Origin of the sequence: Actinocorallia aurantiaca (genome assembly GCF_039533685.1) — a bacterium.
GTDB classification, from domain to species: domain Bacteria; phylum Actinomycetota; class Actinomycetes; order Streptosporangiales; family Streptosporangiaceae; genus Actinocorallia; species Actinocorallia aurantiaca.
In genome coordinates, this window is record NZ_BAAATZ010000019.1 from 275,859 (window position 1) to 296,479 (window position 20,621).

Sequence of the window (20,621 nt, forward strand, 5' to 3'; positions counted from 1 at the left end):
CCCGAGACGACCTGACCCCGGCCACCCGCCGCTCCTACACCCAGACCCTCCACCGCCTGACCCGCGCCCTGGGCGCCCGCACCCCCCTGGAGTCCCTCACCCCCGACCACGTGGCCCGCACCTTCACCACCGTCTGGCCCGACGCGTCCCCCAAGACCTGGAACCGCCACCGCGCGGCCCTCCGCTCCTTCTCCACCTGGGCCGCCGCCCCACCCCGCGCCTGGCCGAAGACGGATCTCGCGTCATCCCTGCCCCGCCACCACGAATCCCGCGCCCCCCGCCGCCCTCTCCACCCGGACGAGTTCGCCCGCCTGCTGTCCCGCCCTGACGTCTCCCCGAGGGAACGCGCCCTGTGGTCCCTCCTGTACGAGTCCTCCACGACGATCGCCGAGGCCCTCGCCCTCGACATCGAAGACCTCGACCCGCACACCCGCACCGCCCCCGGCCTGAACCGGGACTCCGACACCGCGGACCTGCTCCTGAGCCTCGTCGCGCCCCGTACCCGGGGCCCGGTGTTCCTCTCCGACCGCAGGCCAGCCCCCTCCCGCACCCCCTCCGCCGCGGACCTGTGCCCGGAGACCGGCCGCCGCCGCCTCTCGTACGAACGCGCCGAATACATCTTCAAACAGAAGACGAAGCACCTGGATCCCTCAGGTCACGGCTACACCCTCCACCAACTCCGCCATGCCCGCCCCCGCTGACCCCGAACGAACGCGAGGTCGGATCCGCCGGGTGGCCTCCCGCCCGCCGAGCTCGGCCGTGCGGCGACACAGACGTCGGCCGCCGCCACGAGAATGGAGATCAGATCGGATCGTCTGGTCCCGCTTCCGAAAGGGCCCTGCCCTCATGGTTAGCGCGGCCTGCGGCATCCGTTGATTCGGGTCCACGTGGTGGACCGGTTTCGGTCCCATCTGTGGACCGGTTCGGACGGACTGTATCGGCGTCGAATCGCAAAGGGCTTCTGGCGAACTGAGGCAGCGTGAGCGAGCGCATCGGTACAGCGATCACCTGGACACACTCATAGCTCTGACCACCTACCTAGCCCTCGTGAAAGAGCGTTCGCGCTCGCCCTTCGGGCCGGCACGAGATCTTGGACTGGAAGAGTCCGAGGTCGCGGTGACGCTCTCGGGGTTTCCTGGCCTCTTCCGTAGAAGCGAGCAACTTACAGCTAACACGGCATCAGGCCGGCAGTACACCTACACCCTCCACGCGCGGTACGCGAGACGCAGGAGCCAGCCACCTGCGAACGGAGAAGGCGAAGAGCTGGCACCGGAACAACTCCAGTCGCTTCTAGGCTTCGTGAGCGAACAGGCTCGCCTGGAGAGCGAAACACGCCACCACCGCAGCGCTCAAATCTGGCTCATGGCCGGAGCTTCATCGCCGCGACGGCGAGCATCATCAGCACCATCGTCCAGGTGCTCGGCAAGTAGCGATTTCGCGCGTCGCTCGTCATCATAAACTGGTGGGCCGCTTTCTACCTACGCACCACACCAGCAGGCGGTTGCAGGTCGTGTTCTAGGGAAGCCCAGGTTCCTCGCCTTTGGGAATGGCCGCCGCTAAGGTGAATTCGTGCGATTTCTGCGGATTTCGGGGAAAGTAAGTTACGGCCTGATCAGCGTGGCTGTTCTGCCCGCGCTGATCAACATCGTGACCGGCGGTACTCTCCTCCCCGAGGTGTTGCCCTGGGTGGCGGTCGCGGTGGTCGTCCCTCTGGTCATCGCGGTGCAGATCGCGACCGACTGGAAGGCCGGGCGTTCCGAAGAGGCTCTCATCCCGCACGCGAGCAATCTGCGCGACCGTAACCCGCATTTCAGTGGACGGGCCGAACTGCTCGACGATCTGCGCGCCAGTCTGGGGCGCGGGGTCGTGGCGCTGGTGGCGCAGCCCAAACAGGCACTGCACGGCATGCCGGGCATCGGCAAGACCGAGGTGGCCCTTGAATACGCCCACCGGCACTACGCGGCAGGCGACTATGACATCGTCTGGTGGATCGCGGCGGAGGACTCGGAGCAGATTCCGCGGCAGCTCGGAACGCTCTGTTGGAAGCTGGACCTTCCCGTCGGAGACGCTGAGGACAAGGTCTCGGCCGCGTTCTCTGTGCTCGACCGGCGGGAGCGGTGGCTGCTCGTCTACGACAACGTGCGCAGTGAGCAGGAGATAGCGCGTTACCTCCCCGGGTCGTCGCGCGGGCATCTGGTGCTGACCTCGCGTAACGCCTCCTGGAGCCCGTCGACCAACGCGCTGCGCGTGGACGTCTTCACCGCCGACGAGGCTCGTGACTTCCTCGACAAGTCGATCCCCGGTCAGATAGACGACGATCTCGACGCGCTGGCCGAAGAACTAGGACGCCTGCCCCTCGCACTCGACCAGGCTTCGAGCTTCATCCGCCGACGCGACATCACCATCGAGACCTATCTACGGCTGTATAAGTCAAATCCTGCAGATGTCCTAGATTCTGGAGATGTAGCTAACTATCCGCGCAGCGTGCTCGTCACTTACGCGATGGCCCTGGCCGAGCTGAGAGAGAAGTCCCAGGCCGCTCTTCAGTTCCTGTGGCTGTGCTCGTTCCTCGCACCCGACGGTATTCCCGAGTCATTGCTTGAGCACGCGGCACCCGTCCTGCCCCAGCCGCTGCGCGCGGTGGCCGCCAACGAACTGGCCAGGCTGAACCTGTACGGTCTGCTCGCCGACTATTCGCTGATCCGACGCCAGGAAGGCGGCGTCCTCGGCGTGCACCGTCTGGTCCAGCAGATCACCCGCGAACGCATTCCGCCAGGTCACCGTGGCCGGTGGTTGTTCAAAGCCGCCGAGGCACTCAACTTGACCGGCCGGAAGGATCCTGAGCTACGGACGGCACTCATCGCACACCGCCGAGAGGTGTCCAGGCATCAGGCGGTCGTCTGACATGAGCGACGAGTTCGACGGCTGGGACGATCTGTCTGATCCAATCCGAGAAATCGTCAAAGACCGGCACGTAGACCGTGATGGGTGCGTTCTGAGTCTTCTCCAGCTCGCCGGTCAGGACCCGGACCTTGAGGAAGAGGCGGTCTTCACCGCCGTTAGGGTCCATCACGAATACACCGAGGAGGATGAGGACTTCTGGAGCCTCCTGATCCCCGAGTTTCTCGCGGATCTGGGTGAGTTCCGGATCGCGGCATGGGTTGCCATGACGCTTGAGGAGAGGGCCTCTTCCGCGCCGCTCCGCGGCGTCCTCCGCTGGCTCTGTGAGTGCTATTTCGCCGGCGTGAAACCCGAGGAAGCCCCCGCCCAGTTCCAAGTGCGGTTGTTCGCCATGGCCGACCTGACCCATGAGGAGTCCGCCCGGTATTTGGTCGTACAGACCCTCACCTTGGTCGCGAGGATGAGCAAGGTCGAGTATCCGGGAGCCGCGTCCAGGCTCGCCCTTGAGGTCCATGACCTCGTCCAGCGCTATATGCGCGAACCCGACCCACGCGACAGCGCCGACCGCTGGCAGGCCAACCTGGAACATCTCAGGCGTATCGCGGACTGGGCACCACCAGAGGAACTCGCACGATTCTCCCTGCTCGGCCTTGCCACTGATGCGACCAACATCCTCGGGGCGCAAGACGGCCTCAAGGCCTTCGAGGAGGGCCGCGATGACCTGCGCATGCGCTCGGTCCTCGAAGACGCCCTGGACATCCAGCGCCGCTCGTTCGGTACGTCCGATGCCTATTTCAGGCTGTTCGCCTCAGAGCTGATTCCGATCCTGGTCCGGATGGGCGAACACGAGGCCGCACAGACCCTCGGCGCCGAGTACACGGCAGAGGACGCATGGGAGCTCCGGCTGATCGCCGACATACACACGGCGATCGCGGGCTTCGGCCGGATCGACCCTGCGACGGTGGAGCAGCAAACGAACACGATCCTGGACAGGACACCGGACCCGGCCTCCGCCGCGACCTGGCTGACCAGCCTCGCCGCAGTCGTCTTCGACCCACCTGAGGCCGCCATCGCCCTCGGCAGAAAAGCACTCGAGCTCACCGAGGATCTTGATCAGGAGAATGAGGAGGTACGAACCGCGAGGCTGACGGCTCTGCTGGTCATCGGTGGCGCCCTCCGCGATCTGGACGCGCAGGAAGCCTGCGAGTATCTCGAGGAGGCATACGCCCAGCTCCGCGCCGGCGCCCCGCTTCAGCCGAGCCTGCGAGTCCGGCTGTACACAGATCTCATGTACGTCTACGCCTGCGCCCTGGGGAACCTCGACGCCAGGACCTTCCCTGCTGCGGCGGCCGAGATCCTCGCTCAGGCGCGAACCCTCGAAGCCGAGGTCGTCGACCTCATCGAGACCCTCCCCTTCCTTCATACGATGGCCCAGCGCCGCGGCCTGACGGGATCGGTCTTCCAGCTGGCCCGGGTAGTCGGCGACTTCACCCATGCGATCGAGATGTGCACCAGGCTGCTCGACGAGGCCCGCGCGGACCGAACCGCACCCTCCAGCGCCGGCCATCTCGCGGATATCCGATATTTTCTGGCGATCGCGCTCCTGCACCGCGGACAAGTGCTTCGCGCCCGCTCGGTGCTGAAACCCACGCTGGAGACGTTCGACCGCATTCTCCCGCCTGAGAGCGCTCGCCACCGCCGCAGACTCCATCGGCTGGCCCTCCCGTACGCTGTGTACTACTGGTTCAACGACCGCTTCCTGAGGCCTGGCATCGACCGGCTCGGCCTCCCTGCGGATACCGACCTGAGGGTCGGGCCCGTCCCGGACGGGTTCGTCCCGGGGGGTGTTCTGCGACCGATCGTGCAGGAGAACTCCAAGGAAGGGCCGCAGACTCCGCCGTTCCGGCTGCATTCGGGGCACGGATGGACGCTCCATTTCATCCGTCCGTTGATCGTCTATAACCTGATGTTCTTGGCTTTCTTCTTCACGGCGGCTTCCCGGTTCATGCACGGCCCTCTCAACCAGACCATCGTGGCTGCCGGATTCGCCGCCACCACCATGAACCTGAGCTTGAGTGCGCTTGCGGGCGCCTACCTCCGGCGCAACTTCCACACGACCGTCACTGATCGGGGAGTCTGGGACACGCGACGTTTCTTTCTCTGGCGCGAGATCTCCTCGGTCAGAGTCCGGACCGGTCTGCTGACCGAGCATGTGCTGCTCACCCGTCATCAAGGGAAGCCGATCAGACTCCGCCATCCGCGAGGCCGCTGGCTGGACTTGGCCCCGATCCGGGAGCGGGCCTCCGGACACCACGGGATCTCGCTCCCAGAGACTCCGGCACGGTCTGTCGGATCAGTAACAGTGGACGTCCTCATCCCGATTTCAGCGCTCTTGGTGGCGCTCTCCCTTGTTCTCAACCCGTTTGGTCTGTGAGTTCTTCTTCCACATGACTCGCCTGGGTATCTTTTCGGGCTGCAAGTGAAGCGCTCCGGGTCTGGTGGAGGCTCTGGTCTGCCCCGAGAACCTATGAACGGTCTCGGAGAGTCCCCCTGGAACCAGACCCAGAAGATCAGCACCCATCTCCGCCACTTGGGTCGGAGCAGTCGGACGAGAACGCCCCGCCCTCCGCGCGGACACGGCGGAGGAGCCGGGCATGGGAGTAGGCGTCGTCGACGGAGAGGACCCGACCCTGCTCGACCAGGTGGTCGTAGGTGCGCACGGGCATGCTGCTTTCGGCGATTCTGGAACGGAAGAGATCGAGGACGCCGTGGTAACCGGAGATGGGGGACTGGCCGGTGTGGAAGTGGTACCACCACTGGCCGTTGAGGTACTTGGCCAGCTCGGCGGCGAGGGCCTCGTCGTCGGCGAGTCCGGACAGCCTGCTGGCCTCGCTCCGGATACCGAGCGAGTCGAGCGCGTGCGCCAGCCCTTCGGTGGCCGTCATCGAGGGGTACGTACGGCCGGCCGCCTGCACCGAGGTGAACCCTACGGGTGTCTGGAACACGGGTGACAGCCAGGTCCGGGCGTTGGCGACGTACCCGAGCGCCGGGATCGGCCGTCCTGTCCCGGGGAGCCTGACCCCCGGTATCCACGCCAAGTGGTAGCGGCCCTGCCGGACTTCTTCGCTCTCGTTCAGCGCCCGGAGCTGATCCTCGTCGGCCATGCAGATGCGGGAGCGGAGAACGGAATCGCGGGTGTGCTCGCTGTTCAGCAGTAGTTCACCGTAGAGGTAGCCGTGACCGTGCAGTCCGGAGGCGGCGACGTCCGCGCCGTGGAGCTCTCCGCGCAGGACCGGGAGGCAGTGGTCCCTGCCGTTGGGCGGACGGTAACCGTAGTTGAGAAGTTTGAGGTGCAGCGTCGCCGGGTTCCGGTTCGCCCCGTAAGCGAGCACGGGGACACGTTCCGCCAGACCGGGAAGGCCCAGGGAGGCCAGCAACGCATCAAGGGAGCGGGATTCCTCCCCTCTGAGCGACAACCCCGTGGCCGCCCGGTGCTCGAGCGCGTGGACGTGCCGGTTCCACAGCAGGTAGTCCCCGGCCGGGCACTCGCCGGGATAGTGCTCGGGGAATTTCCGCGCGGGTTTCCAGGAGTCGACTTCGTCGGCCGCTTCCCCGCCGTCCAGATGCCCTGCGGTCGGCCAGGTGGTCATTCCGCTCCCAGCGCGTCTTTTTTCGGTGATCTTCGACCGCACAGTACCGATCGTGTTCTCCCGCACAGATCTCACTTCACGAACATCAGGGTTCTAGCGGTTTTCGAAGAGTCCCCGGAACCGGATCCAGAGGATCAGCACCCATCTCTGCCACTCGGGTTGGAGCAGCCGGACGAGTACTGCCTCCCTGACTGCGCGCCACTCCGGCCTGCCGTTCGACCACGACGCGACGAGGTTCAGCAGCAGATTCGCTCCGCCCGGTGTGCTCTCCGCCGCGTTGAGGAGCGGTGGCAGGACGTCGGGGCGCAGGGCGGGCCGGGCGACGGCTGTTTCCAGCCAGAGGCGGAGCACCTCTTCGAACTCGGGGAGCCAGCGGTCCGGGCCTGAGGCGATGCCGAACGCCACGGACCAGGTGGGGGTGAGGGCTGCGAGGTCGATGGGGGCACGGCCGGACAGGAGCAGCGGCAGGCCCGAGCCGTCCCGTCTTCCGGCCAGGGCTAGGAAGACTTCGGCGCCCAGGGACGTCCGGAGCACGACGGCTTCCGTACGGGGGTCGCTGGTGTTCCCCGTCCAGGCCAGCATCATGCCGAGTACGGCCGCCGGGTGCTCGGCCGCCAGGCTCAGCAGGTTCTCCAGGAGGAGGGGGCGGAATCGGGGATCGCCCTGTGCGGCCAGGAAGTCGATGACGCCGAGGACGTCGCGGAGTTCGGCCGGACCGCCCCGGGGCAGCAGGGTGCGCAGCAGCCGCAGCCCCACCTCGATTCTGTTGATGTTGGCTCGGTCGGACATCTGGGCCCCGGTCCGGCACCACTGCAGCGCCGTCCGGAAGACCGCCGGGGGATTGTTCTCCGCGAGGGAACGGGCCACCTCGAAGACCTTGTTCCGCACCTCCGCGTCCCCGTAGGTCGCCAGATGCTTGAGGCGGGTCAGCGCGATCGAAAGGTGGGTCTGCCCCAGGATCTCGCAGACCTGGACGACCGTCAGCTTGAGGGACCGGGGCGCGTTCCGCTCCCGGGACCACGTGTAGAGCCTTGTGCGCACCCGGCCGCCGACACGGGGGTGAAGGCAGGTCCGGGCGAGCACGATGTAGGCCAGGTCCGCGGTCCGCCGCCGGCCGTCCGCCCAGTGCTCCGCCCGCTGAGCGATCTTCTCCGGCAGGTCGTATTCGGCCGCCAGATCGGCGAACGACTCGACGAGCTTGTACCGGAGCTCGGGTGCCAGGGTGATGACGGGGTCGGTGGGCAGCTCCGACAGCCAGGACACCAGATCCAGCCGGGCCAGCGGGTACTGGGTGCAGACGTGCCGCAGGACCGATTCGGCGTAGCCGAGGCGGCGGAACACGAGCCGGTCGTCGTCCTCGCGGTCGGCGTCCAGCAGCCCGTCCAGCGCGGCGGACGGGTGCCACGCCAGACCGCCGCCTTCCAGGGGGACGTCCAGCCGTCTGGCCAGGGTCAGCGCTGCGCCGTACACGCTGTCCTCGTCGGCCGGGGCGATCGTCGCGGCGGCGATCATCAGGATCCGTTCCAGCAGCTCGTGCCGGACGAACCAGCCGCGCAGCTCCTCATCCCACCCGAGGTAGGCCTGCTCCACCTGGTACTCGTCGCCGCCCCGCTGGGCGGCGTCCCGCACGAGATCGGCGAGGCGGCGTCCGTCGCCGGGGGGCGAGCCCTTCAGAAGAGCGCGGGCTTTCGGCCAGTCGTACCAACGGGTGGAGCCGTGACCACGGCGATCCAGCCGACGGCGGTAGACGGCCTCGGCCGGAGGCGGCTCGACCGGGATCACATGGAGGTGATCGGCGAACCGCCGCTGCTCGGCCTCCGTGCCCATGACCACCAGGTAGCCGCCGGACGAGAGAACCGCTTCGACGCAGGTCCGGAGCCGAGACCCGTCCTCGTCGGCCGCGCGCACCAGATACCCGCGGACACCGCCGATCCCCACCTCTTCGACGTCGTCCTCACCGGTGGAGAACAACCGGATCGCCAGGCCGGGGTGAAGCTCCCGCAGGGCCGCGATGGCGGTGGTCTTCACCCCGGAGCCGTCCGGCCCCGCGAGCGCCACGACGCGGAAGTGCCGGAGGGCCTCGACGATCTGGGCGTGGTTGAAGGAGGGCACGTACTCCTCGACCCGCTCGTCGACCTCGTCCGAGGACAGGACCATCGAGGCGCGGCGGCGCACGAAGCTGAGCTGCTGGAGGATGAGATCGCCGCCGATCTCGTTCCCGAAGACGTTCTGGTTGCCGTCCCCGTTGATCGTGACGTCCTCGGTCGCCGTCATGGCCGTCCCATCCGGAAGTCGCCGCCGATCTCGTTTCCGAAGACGTTCTGGTTGCGATCCCCGTTGATCGTCACTCCACCGGCCGGTGTTCCGCCGGGTCGTCGGACCGGGGGCGACGCGGCGGGGGCCGCTTCGGCGGGTGTCTCGATCCGGGAGGGGACCGGCACGTAGAGGTGGGCGGGGCGGTCGAACTGCTTGACCTTGACCCGCACCTCGGTGAACCGGCTGGCGCGGAGTTCGGTCCGGCCGCCGCGCACATAGGTGGTGAAGACCTCCTCCGACAGCAGGAAAGCGGTGAAGGTGGAGTCCGGGTCGCTGTTCTTCAGTGCGTCCCGTAGAGGGTCGGCGTCGAGGAGCCGGTTGACGTCGATGACCGCGGTGGAGATGCCGGGCGTGTCCAGGCGCTCCTCGTCGAGCAGGCCGACGTGCAGTGCCGCCCGCAGTCGCAGGCGCATCCCGCGCGCCCGCAGCCGGGGCGCGGCCTGGGCCAGTGCTTCCTGGAGCCACAGCGGGAACGGGTCGATGAGCGCGGGGAGCGTTCGGTGGGGCAGCGCGGCGAGGAGCCCGTCACCGGTGCTCTCCAGGAACCGGACCGCCTTCCAGACCTCCCCGAGCCCGCTCGCCTCGAAGGCGGAGGCGACGGCGGCGCGGATCTCCAGGTGGAGGTCGGGCAGGTCGCTGTCGCGGTGGCTGCTGAACCGCTCGACGTCGACGACGAGCAGCGCGTGGAAATCTTCCATGGTGTCTCCCGGAGTCGTGAGGTGACACCACTCTGCTAAGACGATCTTGGTGGGAATGTCGAAAATCAGACGTCCCGTTGGCCCGAACCGGCCAGGTCCCGCAGCCCGGGAAGGTCACGGATGACGACTCTGCGCCGTTCGGTGCGGACGAGGCCCCGCTTCCGGAAGCGGGCCAGCGCGGCGGCGACCATGCCGCGGGACAGCCCCACCGCCTGCCCGATCTCCGTCTGGTCGAGGTCGACCTCCGGCAGTCCGTCCGCGCCGGGTGTCGCGAGCCGTTCCAGCGCCCGGGCGACCCGCGGCTCCGCGGGCAGAGCCGCCAGCTCCGCCCGCCATGTCTCTCCCTCGAGCATCCGCAGCATCGTGCGCCGCAGGAGCATCTCCTCCAGCCCGTGCGCCCGGATGAGCTCCCGAAAACGTTCGGCGCCCAGCACCCGCGTGACGCAGGGTTCCAAGGCGACGACGGTCGCCGACCGGCCGTGCCCTCCGACCACGCCCATCGACCCGAGCAGCTCGCCCGGCCCGCGCACCGCCAGCAGCAGCACCGTTCCGTCCGCGGAGCCGGTCAGCACCTTCACCCGGCCGGACAGCAGGACCGAGACGTGCGTCGGTGGATCGCCCTGCCGCAGCAGGCTCTCCCCGGTACCGAACCTCACCTCGGTGCCGGCCGAGGTGAACAGCTTCCACGTCTCCGCAGGGAAGTCCACCCATCTTGTTTGTCATAACTCGTTGTTGTTCATGGCGGAATCTAGGTTTTGTGGCGGTGCTGTGATCGCAGTCTTCCGGCGGGCCGGTTCACCAGGCTGGTTCGACGGGGGTGGTGCGGGCGAAGGCCGCGAGGCGGATCTCGCGGGAGCGGCCCAGGTGCTGGTCGCTGGCGGCGCGGGCTTCGGCGGGGTCGCGGGCCTCGATCGCGTGGAGCATGCGGGAGTGCTCGTCGCGGGTGAGGGCGAGGTCCTCGGGGGTCTCGTGGCGGCCGTGGTCGTAGATGCGCAGCTGGGCGGTGAGGCGGGTCAGGAGCGCTTCGATCGTCCCGTTGTGGGCGGCCTGCCAGAGGGCGTGGTGCCACTGGCTGTTCGCGGCGCGGGCCGTCGCGGGGTCGGCGGCGGGGTCGGTCGCGGTGTCGTGGAGGTGGTGGAGGCGGGCCAGGTCCAGGTCGGTGCGGCGCTCGGCGGCCGAGGCGGAGGCCTGGCCCTCCAGGGCGATGCGCGCCTCGTAGATCTCCAGGATGTCCTGGGCGGTTCCTGCCCTGACCCGGTAGCCGCGGGACGCGCGCTCGAGCAGGCCGTCCTGGGTCAGGCGGGTGAGGGCCTCCCGTATGGGGGTGCGGGAAACGCCGTACTCGGCGGCGAGGGTCGTCTCCAGGAGCCGGCTTCCGGCGGGGAACCGTCCGGCGAGGACGTCCTCTCGCAAACGTTCGTACGTCACGTCTGTGGACACTACTGGATCCGCGTGTATACAGAAAGACTTTACATTTCCTACTAGATCTGTATAGTACAGCCCTGTACGTCGCCGAATGTCGCGTATGCCCAGTTCAAAGGGGATGAAGATGAGAACACGAACCGCACGGCTGGCCGCCCTGGCGATCACCGCCCTGCTGTCGGTCGCGGCCTGCGGCTCGTCCGGCGACGGGAAAGACGAGAAGGGCGCCGAGGTGTCGGTCGCGCTGGCCTGGACGCCCAACACCGACCACACCGGCGTCTACGTGGCCGACAAGCTCGGCTACTTCGCCGAGCAGGGCCTCGAGCTGAAGATCATCCCGTACGCCTCGACCGCGCCCGAGACGCTGGTCGCCCAGGGCACCGCCGACTTCGGCTTCTCCTACCAGGCGGGTGTGGCCTACGCCCAGGCCGGCGGCAACGACGTCGTCAGCGTCTTCGCCCCCAACCAGAAGGGCACCTACGTGATCGGCGTGCGCGCCGACCGCGACGACATCAAGTCGCCCAAGGACCTCGACGGCAGGACGTACGCCGGGTTCGGCACGCCCGACGAGGGCCCCGAGCTCGAGTACGTCATCAAGCAGGACGGCGGAAAGGGCACGTTCAAGAACGTCACCCTCGACACCGCCGCCTACGAGGCGGTCTACAACGGCAAGGCGGACTTCACCATCTCCGTCGTCACCTGGGAGGTCGTCCAGGCCAAGCTCGTCGGCAAGCCCCTGAAGACCTTCGAACTCACCGACTACGGCTTCCCCGACCAGTACTCCAACCTGCTCGCGACCAGCCAGAAGTACCTGAAGGGCAACGGAGACGAGGCGCGCAAGTTCCTCTCCGCGGTGCAGAAGGGCTACGCCTACGCCGCCGACCACCCGAAGGAAGCGGCCGAGATCCTCATCGACGCCAACAAGTCCGTCTTCCCCGACCCCGAACTGGTGATCCAGAGCCAGCAGGCGCTCGTCGACGGAGGCTACCTGCGCGACGACAAGGGGCGGGTCGGCTACCAGAGCGCGGACCACTGGAGCGCCTACGGCGACTTCCTGTACGGCAACGGCCTCCTGGTCGACGGCGACGGCAAGAAGCTGAACGCCAAGCCGGACTGGTCCGCCTACTACACCAACGACTACCTGCCGGAGGCTGCGGAATGAGCCGCCATGTACGAGTGATGGTGGAGTACCTGCACCCCTGGACGAACTCCGGCGGCCTGTTCGTGGCCGCGCAGCAGGGCTGGTTCCGAGAGGCAGGGCTGGACGTCGAGCTGTCGTCGGCGGACCCGTCGCGCGGAGACTCGCTGGAATACCTCGCCAGGGGGGAGGCCGCCTTCGCGGTGTTCCCCACCAACCGGCTGTTCGTGCGCCGCGCCAGGGGCGAGCGGCTCACCGGCCTCGCGGCGATCAACCAGCGGGGCATGGAGACGATCCAGACCCACGAAGGGTCCGGCATCACCCGTCCCCGCGACCTCGAAGGCCGCCGCATCGCCTTCAACCCGACACCGCGGGGCGTCGCGATGGTCCGGCACCTGGTCGCCGCCGACGGGGGAGACCCCGACCGTATGATCACCGTCGACAGCCACCTGCGGGAACTGCGCGTCGAGGACCTGGAGGCGGGGCTCGCCGACGCCACGTTCGGCAACTACTGGGCCTGGGACGTCCTGCTCGGCAAGCCCGGCGTGTACTGGCCCGTCGACGAGATCGGCGCGCCGCCCTTCCACAGCTACCTGCTGGGGACGTCCGACGAGACGCTGGAGAACGACCCCGAACTGGTGCGGGCGTTCCTCGGCGCCGTCCGCAGGGGCTACCTGGCCGCGGTCGAGTCCCCGGAACTGGCGCTGGAGGCCTTCGAGCACTACATCCCCTATTTCCCCAAGCCGGTTCTGGAACGTTCCCTCACCCTGATCTCGGGGAGCTGGACGCACGAGGGACGGTGGGGCACGCAGCGGGAAGAACTCCACAAGCCCTACGCCGAGTGGCTCGCGGCCAACGGGATCGTTCCGGACGCCTCCGTCTGGAAGGACGCGACGACCGACGAGTTCCTGGAGACGGCATGACCGTGCTGCCCGAGGCGGCGCGTCGGCTGTTCGACGCGCCCGAGTTCGCGGTCCTGGCGACGGGGGAGCGGCACCAGTGCGTGATGTGGGTCGGCAGGGACGGCGACGAGCTGTTCATGGTGAGCAAGGACTTCCGGCGCCAGGTCCGCGACGTCCTCGCCGACCCCGGCGTCAGCGTGCTCGTCTACGACCGGGCCCGGCCGCAGCACTACGTCCGGGTGGAGGGCGCCGCCATGGTCGAGACCGACGGCGCGGCCGAACTGATGGACCGGCTCGCGCGCACCTACACCGGCGAGCCGCACGTCGTGACGAACCCCGCCGAGGAGGCTTCACGGACCGTGCTGCGGATCCGGCCCGAACGGGTGCTGGTCTACGGGAGCCCCTCGTGAACGAACTCGCCGTACGCCTCAGGAGCACACCTCCCAAAGCGGGACGGACCCGGGTGATCGCCGTCGACGGCCGGTCCGGTTCCGGCAAGTCGACGCTGGCCGCCGAGCTCGCCCGCGACCTGAACGCGCCCGTCGTCAGCCTTGAGGACCTCTACGGCGGCTGGGACGGACTCGAGGACGGGGTCGACCGGCTCGTCGCCGACGTGCTGGCCCCCCTGTCCGAAGGGCGGCGGGCGCTCGTCCCGCACTACGACTGGATCGACGGGACGTGGAAGGAACCGGTCCCGCTGGACCCGCTGGAGGAACTCGTCGTGGAGGGTGTCGGCGCGGGCTGCGCACGCGCGGCCCGCTACATCAGCCTCCTCGTCTGGATGGAGCTGTCCGAGGAGGACCGCAAACAGCGCGCCTTGGAGCGTGACGGGGACATCTACGGCCCGCACTGGGAACGGTGGGCGGCGCAGGAGACGGCGATGCTCGCCCGTGAGCGGACCCCCGAACGCGCGGACGCGGTGGTGAAGCCATGAGAGCCGGACGCTGGCTTCCCCCGGCGGGGCTGATCGCGCTGCTGCTCGTCGCTTGGCAGCTGTACGCCGACCACGGCGGCCTCGGCCCCAGCGTGCTGCCGGGCCCCACCCGCATCCTGGCCCAGGGCTGGGAGCAGCGCGAAGCCCTGTGGGAGAACACCTTGCCCACGCTGCGCGCCACGCTTCTGGGCTTCTCGCTGTCCCTGGTGGTCGCCTTCGCGCTCTCGGTGCTGATCGACCTGTCGAAGATCCTGCGCCGCGCCCTGATGCCGGTGCTGATCGTCACCCAGACCCTGCCGCTCGTCGCGATCGCGCCGCTGGTGGTGCTCTGGTTCGGGTTCGACCTGCTGCCGAAGATCCTGCTGGTGGCCTTCGTGACCTTCTTCTCGATCACCGTGAGCCTAGTCGAGGGCTACGCGGCGACCGACCGGGACAGCGAAGTCCTGCTCCGCACGATGGGCGCCGGACGGCGGCGGGTCTTCTGGAGCCTGCGGCTGCCGACCGCGCTGCCGTTCTTCTTCGCCGGGCTGCGGATCTCGATCACCTACGCCGTCGTCGGAGCGATCTTCGCCGAGTACGCCGGGGCGACGGCCGGGCTCGGCATCTACATCCAGAACGCGAAGAACTCCTTCCGGACCGACCTGGTGCTGGCCGCCGTGGGAGTCAGCGCCGCGCTGACCCTCGCGCTGTTCGCGCTCACCTTCCTCGTCGAACGGATCGTCACACCGTGGAACAGGGCGGGGAAGCGGACATGAGCAAGGTCGAGATCCGGAACCTGAACCGTTCCTTCGACGGGGTGCCCGTCCTGAAAGACCTCTCCCTCGACGTGGGGGAGGGCGAGTTCGTCTCCATCCTCGGGCCGAGCGGCAGCGGGAAGTCCACCACCTTCTCCGTGCTGACCGGGGCGCTGCCTCCGTCGTCCGGAGAGGTCCTGGTGGACGGCAAGCCGCTCGCCCAGCAGCCCGGACGCTTCGCCTACATGCCCCAGAAGGACGCGCTGCTGCCCTGGCGCCGGGTCATGGACAACGCGACACTCGGCTTGGAGGTCGCCGGCGTCCGCCGGAAGGAGGCTCGCCGACGGGTCGAGCCACTGCTGGAGACCTTCGGCCTGGCCGGATACGAGCGTTCGTACCCCGCCCAGCTGTCCGGAGGGATGCGCCAGCGCACCGCCCTGCTGCGCACCGTCGTCCAGGAACGCGAGGTCCTCCTGCTCGACGAGCCGTTCGGCGCCCTGGACGCGCTGACCCGGGCCCGCATGCAGCAGTGGATCGAGCGGATCTGGGAGAAGCACCGCTGGACCGTCCTGCTCATCACCCACGACGTCCGCGAATCGATCTTCCTGTCGGACCGGATCTACGTGTTCTCACCACGCCCCGCTACCGTGGTCAAGTCCGTGGAGGTGGACCTCCCGCGCCCCCGCACCCTGGCGACGTTCAGCGACCCGGCCTTCACCCGGATCGAGACCGAACTCCTGGAAACCCTCCTGGGGGAGGAGCAATGAGCGAACGCATCAGCCTGATCTCCCCGTCCGAACTCGCGGGCCGACTCTCCGACCCCTCCCTCCGGGTCTTCGACGCCACCGTCCGGCTCGTCCGCCCGCCCGGCGGCGGTCCGTACACTCCGGAAAGCGGCCGCGCCACGTACAAGGAGGCACACGTCCCGGGAGCATCCTTCGCCGATCTCGTGGGCGACCTGGCGGCCCCCGCCCCGCTGCCTTTCGCTCTGCCTGCGGCCTCCCGCTTCGCCGAGTCCGCGGGCAGGCTGGGCATCGGCCCCGGAACGAAGGTCGTGGTCTACACCCAGGAGTCACCGATGTGGGCGACCCGCCTGTGGTGGCTGCTGCGCTACTTCGGCTTCGACGACGTGAGCGTCCTCGACGGCGGCCTGCCCGCCTGGCGCGCCGCCGGCCTGCCCCTCGACTCGACCCCTCGGGCGTACCCCGGCACGTCGTTCACCGCGGCCCCCCGCCCGGAACTCCTGGCCCGGCGCTCCGACGTGGAACAGATCGTCGCCTCCGGCTCCTCCTGCCTTCTGAACGCCCTGGCACCGGAGGTCTTCCGAGGAGAGGGCACGACGTCCTACAGCCGTCCCGGCAGAATCCCCGGGAGCCTCAACAGCCCGGCCAAGAACCTGCTCGACGAGAACGGGTGCTTCCTGCCTCGGGAAGAACTCGCCGCCCGCCTGGCCGACCCCCTGGAAGAACCCTCCCTGGTGGCCTACTGCGGCGGCGGCATCTCGGCCACCATCGTCGTCTTCGCCCTGTCGCTCCTGGGGCGCGACGACGTCCGCCTCTATGACGGCTCCCTCGCCGAATGGTCGGCGGACCCGTCGCTGCCCCTGACTCTCGGCTGAGATCTTCTCAGCTGTGCTCCTCCGCGAGGTCGGCTTCCTTCTTGGTGTGGTGGACGGTGCCGTCCGAGTGCTCGGGCGGGCCGTACACCGTGTAGAGGATCAGGGGGTTGACGCCGGTGTTGACGAAGTTGTGCCGGGTTCCGGCGGGGACGGCGACGAGGTCCCCCTGGGCGACCTCGCGGACCTCGCCGTCGACGCGGGCCTCGCCGGTTCCGGAGACGAACGTCAGGATCTGGTCGTTCTCCTCGTGGACCTCGTCCCCGATCTCGCCGCCCGGCGGGATGGTCATGATGACCAGCTGGCTGTGCTGCCCGGTCCACAGGACGCGGCGGAAGTCGGCACTCTCCTCGGCGACGGTGGCGATGGTGAAGTGCTGCACTGTATCTCCTGACATATCGGGTGATCAGATGCCGCACTGTTACCCCGGCCCGGTGGCCGGTAGTCGCGAAAAGGTCCCGGAGTGATCGACGACGCACTCCGGAGGAGGCGGAGGTCCCCGTCCCGCCGGACCAACGCCCCTGTCCTCCGGAGGCGTACAGTGCGACCATCGGGGAAAGGAGGTGCGGTATGGCACGCGGAGCGAAAGGACAGGCCCGCCACGGCGGTCTGCTCTACCGGTTCAAAAGGTGGATGTATCCGGCGGGCCGTCCGAACCTCCTCGCCCGGCTGCTGAACAAGTTGTCGGCTCTCCAGTACTCCCGCGGGATCCTCGTCCCCCGCAACTGGATGACACTCGAGGTGCGGGGGCGCCGCACCGGCAGGCTCCTCTCCTTCCCGGTCGTCGTGGCCGACCACGAGGGAGAGCGCTACCTGGTGTCGATGCTCGGCGAGCAGGCGCACTGGGTGCGCAACGTCCGCGCGGCGCGAGACCGTGCCGTCCTGCGCCACGGCCGCCGCGAACCCGTGCGCCTGGAGGAGGTCGAGGTCTCGGCCCGTCCGCCGATCCTGCGCCGTTACCTCGATCTCGCGCCGGGCGCCCGGCCTCACGTGCCGGTGGACCGCAAGGCCCCGCTGGAGGAGTTCGCGGCCGTCGCCGGAGACTTTCCGGTCTTCCGCGTCGTCGCGGAGCCGCGGCGCTGAGCGGTCATCGGCCGATGTAGCGGATGATCAGTTCGGTCAGTTCGTCGACCATGCGGTCGTGGGGGATGGGCGGGCGGTCCAGGACGTAGCGGATCGACAGCTGGCCCACGGTCTCGGTGAGGATCCAGAGGGCGGTGTTCACGTCCAGGCCGGGGCGGAAGCGGTCGCGGTTGAGCAGCAGGTAGATGCGGACCATGTCGGCAAGGCGCTGCTGGAGCGCGGCGAGTTTGTCGAAGGGGCCCAGTCGGGGGACCTGCTCGACGACGATGCGCAGCAGGTCGGCGTCCTCTTCCAGGAGCCGGAGCTGGGCCTCCAGCAGGGCCCGGCCGCCGGCCTGCCACGGTTCGGACACGGCGGCCTCGATCTCCTCGCCGAGCCTCTCGGCGAGGCGGTCGGCGAAGCGGTCCAGGACCGCCACCACGATCGCGTCCTTGTTCGGGAAGTACTGGTAGAGCGAGCCGTTGCTGATGCCGGCGGCGGCCGCGATGCGGTTGGTGGACGCGCCGTCGTATCCGCGCTCGGACAGAACGCGAGTAGCGGCGTCCAGGATCCGCTCCACGGTGCGACGTGAACGCTCCTGGCGGGGGATTTTCCGGGGTGAGTTCCCAGGCGGGGAGGGCATTGCGGCCCGCTTTCCGAATGCGACTTGTAAGCGACTGCTTATTCGCGTTTAGCTTAACGGGAAAGAACCCCGTCACCGGAAGGACGAGCGATGAGTCTGCTCGAGGAAGGCGATTCTCCCGAGGCCGCCACGCGGCCGCTCTCCGGCGGTCCGGCGACCGTCCGGAAGGCGGAGGGGGAAGTCGAACCGTTCGGCCCGGGCTCCCTGCTGTGGGACCAGTTCGGCCTGTACACCTCGGCGCTCGCCGGGAACAGCGTGTTCATCCTCCAGGCCATGCACCCGGCGATCGGCACCGTCGTCGACCAGCTGTCCAGCTTCCGCACCGACCCCGTCGGACGCGCGAGGCGCAGCTTCGCCTCGGTGCAGACCTGGATCTACGGCGGCGAGACCGCGATCGAGGAGGGCAGGCGCCTCCGGGAGATGCACAAGCCCCTCAGCGCCGTGGACGAGCACGGCGTGAGCCACCACGCCCTGTCGGCCGAGCCGTGGGCCTGGGTCCACCTGACCGGCTTCTACGCCGCCGTCACCGCGCCCCGCTACTTCTCGACGGAACCGATGACCCCGCAGAAGGAACAGCAGATCTTCGACGAGTTCATGCGGCTGGGACGCATCCTGCGGGTGCCCGAGCGCATGCTCCCGGCGACGATCCCGGACTACTGGCGCTACTTCGACGCGATGGTCGCCGACACCCTCGTCCCCCACAAGGTGGCGCTCGAGGTCCTGGACGCGATGGACAAGGTCCCGCCCGGTATCCCCGCCCAGCTGCGTCCGGCTCTGGCCCCCATGATGGCGGTGGTCGGCAACCTGGGCCGCTTCATCACCACCGGCACCCTCCCCCCGGCCGCCCGCGAAAAACTGGGCCTGACCTGGACCTCCCGGGACGACCGCAACCTGCGCATCATCGGCCAGACCATCGCCCGAACCACCCCCCTCCTCCCCGAGCGCCTCCGCTACATGCCCATCGCCTACCGTGCCCGCGAGGCCGCCCGCGCCAAGGAACGCCTGGACCACGCCCTGGTGACCCGCCCCCTGTGATGCCCTCCCCCGGCGGAGCCACTGCTCCGCCGGGCCGGAGAAATCCCTGACCTGGGGCTGGAAGACAGACCGGTTCGTAGACGCCCTGGACCACCCACCCAGGGGAACGGCTGCCGCTTCGGCGAGTCAGGCGGGACGGGAGGGCTGGCGGCGCAGCGTGAGGCGGAGGGCCGGGGTCGTCGCGGCGGGGGGCGAGGGGAAGTAGGCGAACAGGTCGCAGTAGTGAGGGGATCCGGGGAGCTCCACGCGGTAGCAGAGGGGGAAGGGGTCCTGCCAGTGCACGCGGACGACGTCTCTTCCCGGGCCGAAGTGAGGGGTCAGGTCCGCGGGGGTGACGGGGGCCGTCCCGGCCGGGATCAGTTCCAGGATGAACAGCTCTCCGGAGCGTTCGGAGACCCGCAGGGAACCGGTGCCGGGAGGGGGTGGTTCCACGAGGAAATCGTTGAAGTGGGCGACGAGGCTTCCCTGGATTCCCAGGACGGACAGGACGGTCGTCGACCGGGAGGAAGGGATCTCGCACAGGCGCTCCGCCCAGTGCCTCAGGACCTCGGCGTTCATTCACACCTCCTCGGGCGATTCTCGCAGGAAGGTGTCCGGCGGGCCGGGGATCGCCGAAGGAGGAGCCCGCCGACGCGGGGTCGGCGGACTCCGGGTTCTCCCGACGGGTCAGGTCAGGAGAGGAGGCGGCGAGCGGAGCGGACCACCGCCTCGTCTATGAGTCGGCCCGAGGCGTCGAGGCAGACGCCGGAGCCGGTGGAGAGGGCCTCGTCGTAGCGGGCGACGATGTCGCGGGCCTTGGCGAGTTCCTCCTCCGAGGGGGTGAAGACCTCGTGGACGACCGGGATCTGGGCCGGGTGGATGCAGGCCCGGCCCCAGAAGCCCAGGCGGCGCAGGGACTCCGTGGACTCGCGCAGCGCGTCCAGGTCGCGGAAGTCCGTGCTCACCGGGGCGATCGGCGGGCTGATCCGGGCGGCGGCGCTGGCGGCGACGACCTGGGAGCGGGCCCACAGGAGTTCGCGTCCGTCCGGGGAGGGGGTGACGCCCAGGTCGGCGGCCAGGTCGGCCTCGCCCAGCTGGAGGCGGGTGACGCGGGCGGAGCGGGCCAGTTCACGGGCGCGGAAGAGGGCCTCGCCGGACTCCAGCAGCGGGATGAGCTGCAAGGGTTCGGGGAGGGAACGCTCCTTCTCCAGCGAGGTCAGGAGGGCGTCGAGTTCGGCCAGGTCGGCGGGGTCCTCGGCCTTGGCGACGCAGACGCCGGTCAGTCCGGGGGCGACTACCGCGCGCAGGTCCTCGTGGCCCTGCGCGCCGGGGTTGATCCGCAGCCACAGGCGGGGACGGGCGGTCCCGGGCGCGAGGCCGTCCAGCCAGGAGGCGACCGTGGCGCGGGCCGCCTCCTTGCCGGACTGGGGCACGGCGTCCTCGAGGTCGACGATGAGCTCGTCGGCACCCTTGGTGAGGGCCTTGGCGAGCTTGTCGGCCGCGTCGCCGGGGACGTAGAGGGCGGAGCGGGCGCTCATCCGATGGTGTTCTTGCCGCTGGTGAGGGCTTTGGCGATGACGGTGCGCATGATG

General features: G+C 68.9%; 21 protein-coding genes. 12 read left to right on the forward strand and 9 right to left on the reverse strand.

Annotated features, from left to right (window positions below; translation table 11 throughout):
* Positions 1-11: 11 nt before the first annotated feature.
* The 3 genes from ABD327_RS37500 (at position 12) to ABD327_RS23455 (ending at position 5,335) form a co-directional block, all read left to right on the forward strand.
* Positions 12-701: a site-specific integrase gene (locus ABD327_RS37500; protein ID WP_425547193.1), complete on the forward strand. Its 690-nt coding sequence runs from the start codon at positions 12-14 to the stop codon at positions 699-701.
* Positions 702-1,569: 868 nt separating this feature from the next.
* Positions 1,570-2,904: an FxSxx-COOH system tetratricopeptide repeat protein gene (gene fxsT, locus ABD327_RS23450; protein ID WP_344452799.1), complete on the forward strand. Its 1,335-nt coding sequence runs from the start codon at positions 1,570-1,572 to the stop codon at positions 2,902-2,904.
* Between the two features lies 1 nt (position 2,905).
* A complete protein-coding gene (locus ABD327_RS23455; protein WP_344452801.1) occupies positions 2,906-5,335 on the forward strand; it encodes a hypothetical protein in 2,430 nt (809 codons plus the stop codon).
* A 136-nt stretch (positions 5,336-5,471) separates the two neighbouring features.
* On the opposite strand, the gene ABD327_RS23460 is transcribed toward ABD327_RS23455, so the two are convergent.
* From ABD327_RS23460 to ABD327_RS23480, 5 genes are all read right to left on the reverse strand, one after another.
* Positions 5,472-6,551 (reverse strand): hypothetical protein, encoded by a 1,080-nt coding sequence (locus ABD327_RS23460; protein WP_344452802.1) that lies wholly within the window; start codon positions 6,549-6,551, stop codon positions 5,472-5,474.
* Between the two features lie 93 nt (positions 6,552-6,644).
* Positions 6,645-8,825, reverse strand: a complete 2,181-nt coding sequence (locus ABD327_RS23465; protein ID WP_344452803.1) for a hypothetical protein — start codon at positions 8,823-8,825, stop codon at positions 6,645-6,647.
* Complete coding sequence (locus ABD327_RS23470) at positions 8,822-9,565, reverse strand: hypothetical protein (RefSeq protein ID WP_344452804.1); 744 nt, start codon at positions 9,563-9,565, stop codon at positions 8,822-8,824. Before ABD327_RS23470 ends, ABD327_RS23465 begins: the two co-directional genes overlap by 4 nt.
* Before the next feature lie 65 nt (positions 9,566-9,630).
* Positions 9,631-10,272, reverse strand: coding sequence for a Crp/Fnr family transcriptional regulator (locus tag ABD327_RS23475; protein WP_344452805.1), 642 nt, complete (start codon positions 10,270-10,272; stop codon positions 9,631-9,633).
* Between the two features lie 88 nt (positions 10,273-10,360).
* A complete protein-coding gene (locus ABD327_RS23480) occupies positions 10,361-10,993 on the reverse strand; it encodes a GntR family transcriptional regulator (protein ID WP_344452806.1) in 633 nt (210 codons plus the stop codon).
* A 121-nt stretch (positions 10,994-11,114) separates the two neighbouring features.
* Here ABD327_RS23480 and ABD327_RS23485 point away from each other — a divergent pair, with 121 nt between their 5' ends.
* Genes ABD327_RS23485 through ABD327_RS23515 form a run of 7 tightly spaced genes read left to right on the forward strand, consistent with a single transcriptional unit; the run spans position 11,115 to position 16,313 of the window.
* Entirely contained in the window at positions 11,115-12,149 is a 1,035-nt protein-coding gene (locus tag ABD327_RS23485) for an ABC transporter substrate-binding protein (protein ID WP_344452807.1), read from the forward strand.
* The gene (locus ABD327_RS23490) at positions 12,146-13,048 is read left to right on the forward strand and encodes an ABC transporter substrate-binding protein (RefSeq protein ID WP_344452808.1); all 903 of its coding nucleotides are present in this window, start codon (positions 12,146-12,148) and stop codon (positions 13,046-13,048) included. The genes ABD327_RS23485 and ABD327_RS23490 overlap by 4 nt, the downstream gene beginning before the upstream one ends.
* Positions 13,045-13,437: a pyridoxamine 5'-phosphate oxidase family protein gene (locus ABD327_RS23495; RefSeq protein ID WP_344452809.1), complete on the forward strand. Its 393-nt coding sequence runs from the start codon at positions 13,045-13,047 to the stop codon at positions 13,435-13,437. The genes ABD327_RS23490 and ABD327_RS23495 overlap by 4 nt, the downstream gene beginning before the upstream one ends.
* Entirely contained in the window at positions 13,434-13,961 is a 528-nt protein-coding gene (locus tag ABD327_RS23500; RefSeq protein ID WP_344452810.1) for a nucleoside/nucleotide kinase family protein, read from the forward strand. The genes ABD327_RS23495 and ABD327_RS23500 overlap by 4 nt, the downstream gene beginning before the upstream one ends.
* On the forward strand, positions 13,958-14,716 hold the full coding sequence (locus ABD327_RS23505; protein WP_344452811.1) for an ABC transporter permease: 759 nt from the start codon (positions 13,958-13,960) through the stop codon (positions 14,714-14,716). The genes ABD327_RS23500 and ABD327_RS23505 overlap by 4 nt, the downstream gene beginning before the upstream one ends.
* Positions 14,713-15,462, forward strand: coding sequence for an ABC transporter ATP-binding protein (locus tag ABD327_RS23510; RefSeq protein WP_344452812.1), 750 nt, complete (start codon positions 14,713-14,715; stop codon positions 15,460-15,462). Before ABD327_RS23505 ends, ABD327_RS23510 begins: the two co-directional genes overlap by 4 nt.
* A complete protein-coding gene (locus ABD327_RS23515; RefSeq protein ID WP_344452813.1) occupies positions 15,459-16,313 on the forward strand; it encodes a sulfurtransferase in 855 nt (284 codons plus the stop codon). Before ABD327_RS23510 ends, ABD327_RS23515 begins: the two co-directional genes overlap by 4 nt.
* Before the next feature lie 7 nt (positions 16,314-16,320).
* Here the strand turns inward: ABD327_RS23515 and ABD327_RS23520 are convergent, their stop codons facing one another.
* Positions 16,321-16,692 carry a cupin domain-containing protein gene (locus ABD327_RS23520; RefSeq protein WP_344452814.1) on the reverse strand — a complete coding sequence of 124 codons (372 nt, stop codon included), beginning with the start codon at positions 16,690-16,692 and terminating at the stop codon, positions 16,321-16,323.
* Between the two features lie 188 nt (positions 16,693-16,880).
* Here ABD327_RS23520 and ABD327_RS23525 point away from each other — a divergent pair, with 188 nt between their 5' ends.
* Entirely contained in the window at positions 16,881-17,393 is a 513-nt protein-coding gene (locus ABD327_RS23525) for a nitroreductase/quinone reductase family protein (RefSeq protein WP_344452815.1), read from the forward strand.
* Between the two features lie 4 nt (positions 17,394-17,397).
* Here ABD327_RS23525 and ABD327_RS23530 read toward each other — a convergent pair whose 3' ends face one another.
* Positions 17,398-17,952, reverse strand: a complete 555-nt coding sequence (locus ABD327_RS23530) for a TetR/AcrR family transcriptional regulator (RefSeq protein WP_344452816.1) — start codon at positions 17,950-17,952, stop codon at positions 17,398-17,400.
* 153 nt (positions 17,953-18,105) lie between these two features.
* Between ABD327_RS23530 and ABD327_RS23535 the strand changes: the two genes are divergently transcribed.
* A complete protein-coding gene (locus tag ABD327_RS23535) occupies positions 18,106-19,050 on the forward strand; it encodes an oxygenase MpaB family protein (protein WP_344452817.1) in 945 nt (314 codons plus the stop codon).
* Between the two features lie 126 nt (positions 19,051-19,176).
* Here ABD327_RS23535 and ABD327_RS23540 read toward each other — a convergent pair whose 3' ends face one another.
* Both ABD327_RS23540 and ABD327_RS23545 read right to left on the reverse strand, forming a co-directional pair.
* Positions 19,177-19,608 carry a hypothetical protein gene (locus ABD327_RS23540; RefSeq protein ID WP_344452818.1) on the reverse strand — a complete coding sequence of 144 codons (432 nt, stop codon included), beginning with the start codon at positions 19,606-19,608 and terminating at the stop codon, positions 19,177-19,179.
* Between the two features lie 113 nt (positions 19,609-19,721).
* Positions 19,722-20,567 (reverse strand): HpcH/HpaI aldolase/citrate lyase family protein, encoded by an 846-nt coding sequence (locus ABD327_RS23545; RefSeq protein ID WP_344452819.1) that lies wholly within the window; start codon positions 20,565-20,567, stop codon positions 19,722-19,724.
* Positions 20,568-20,621 lie beyond the last annotated feature (54 nt).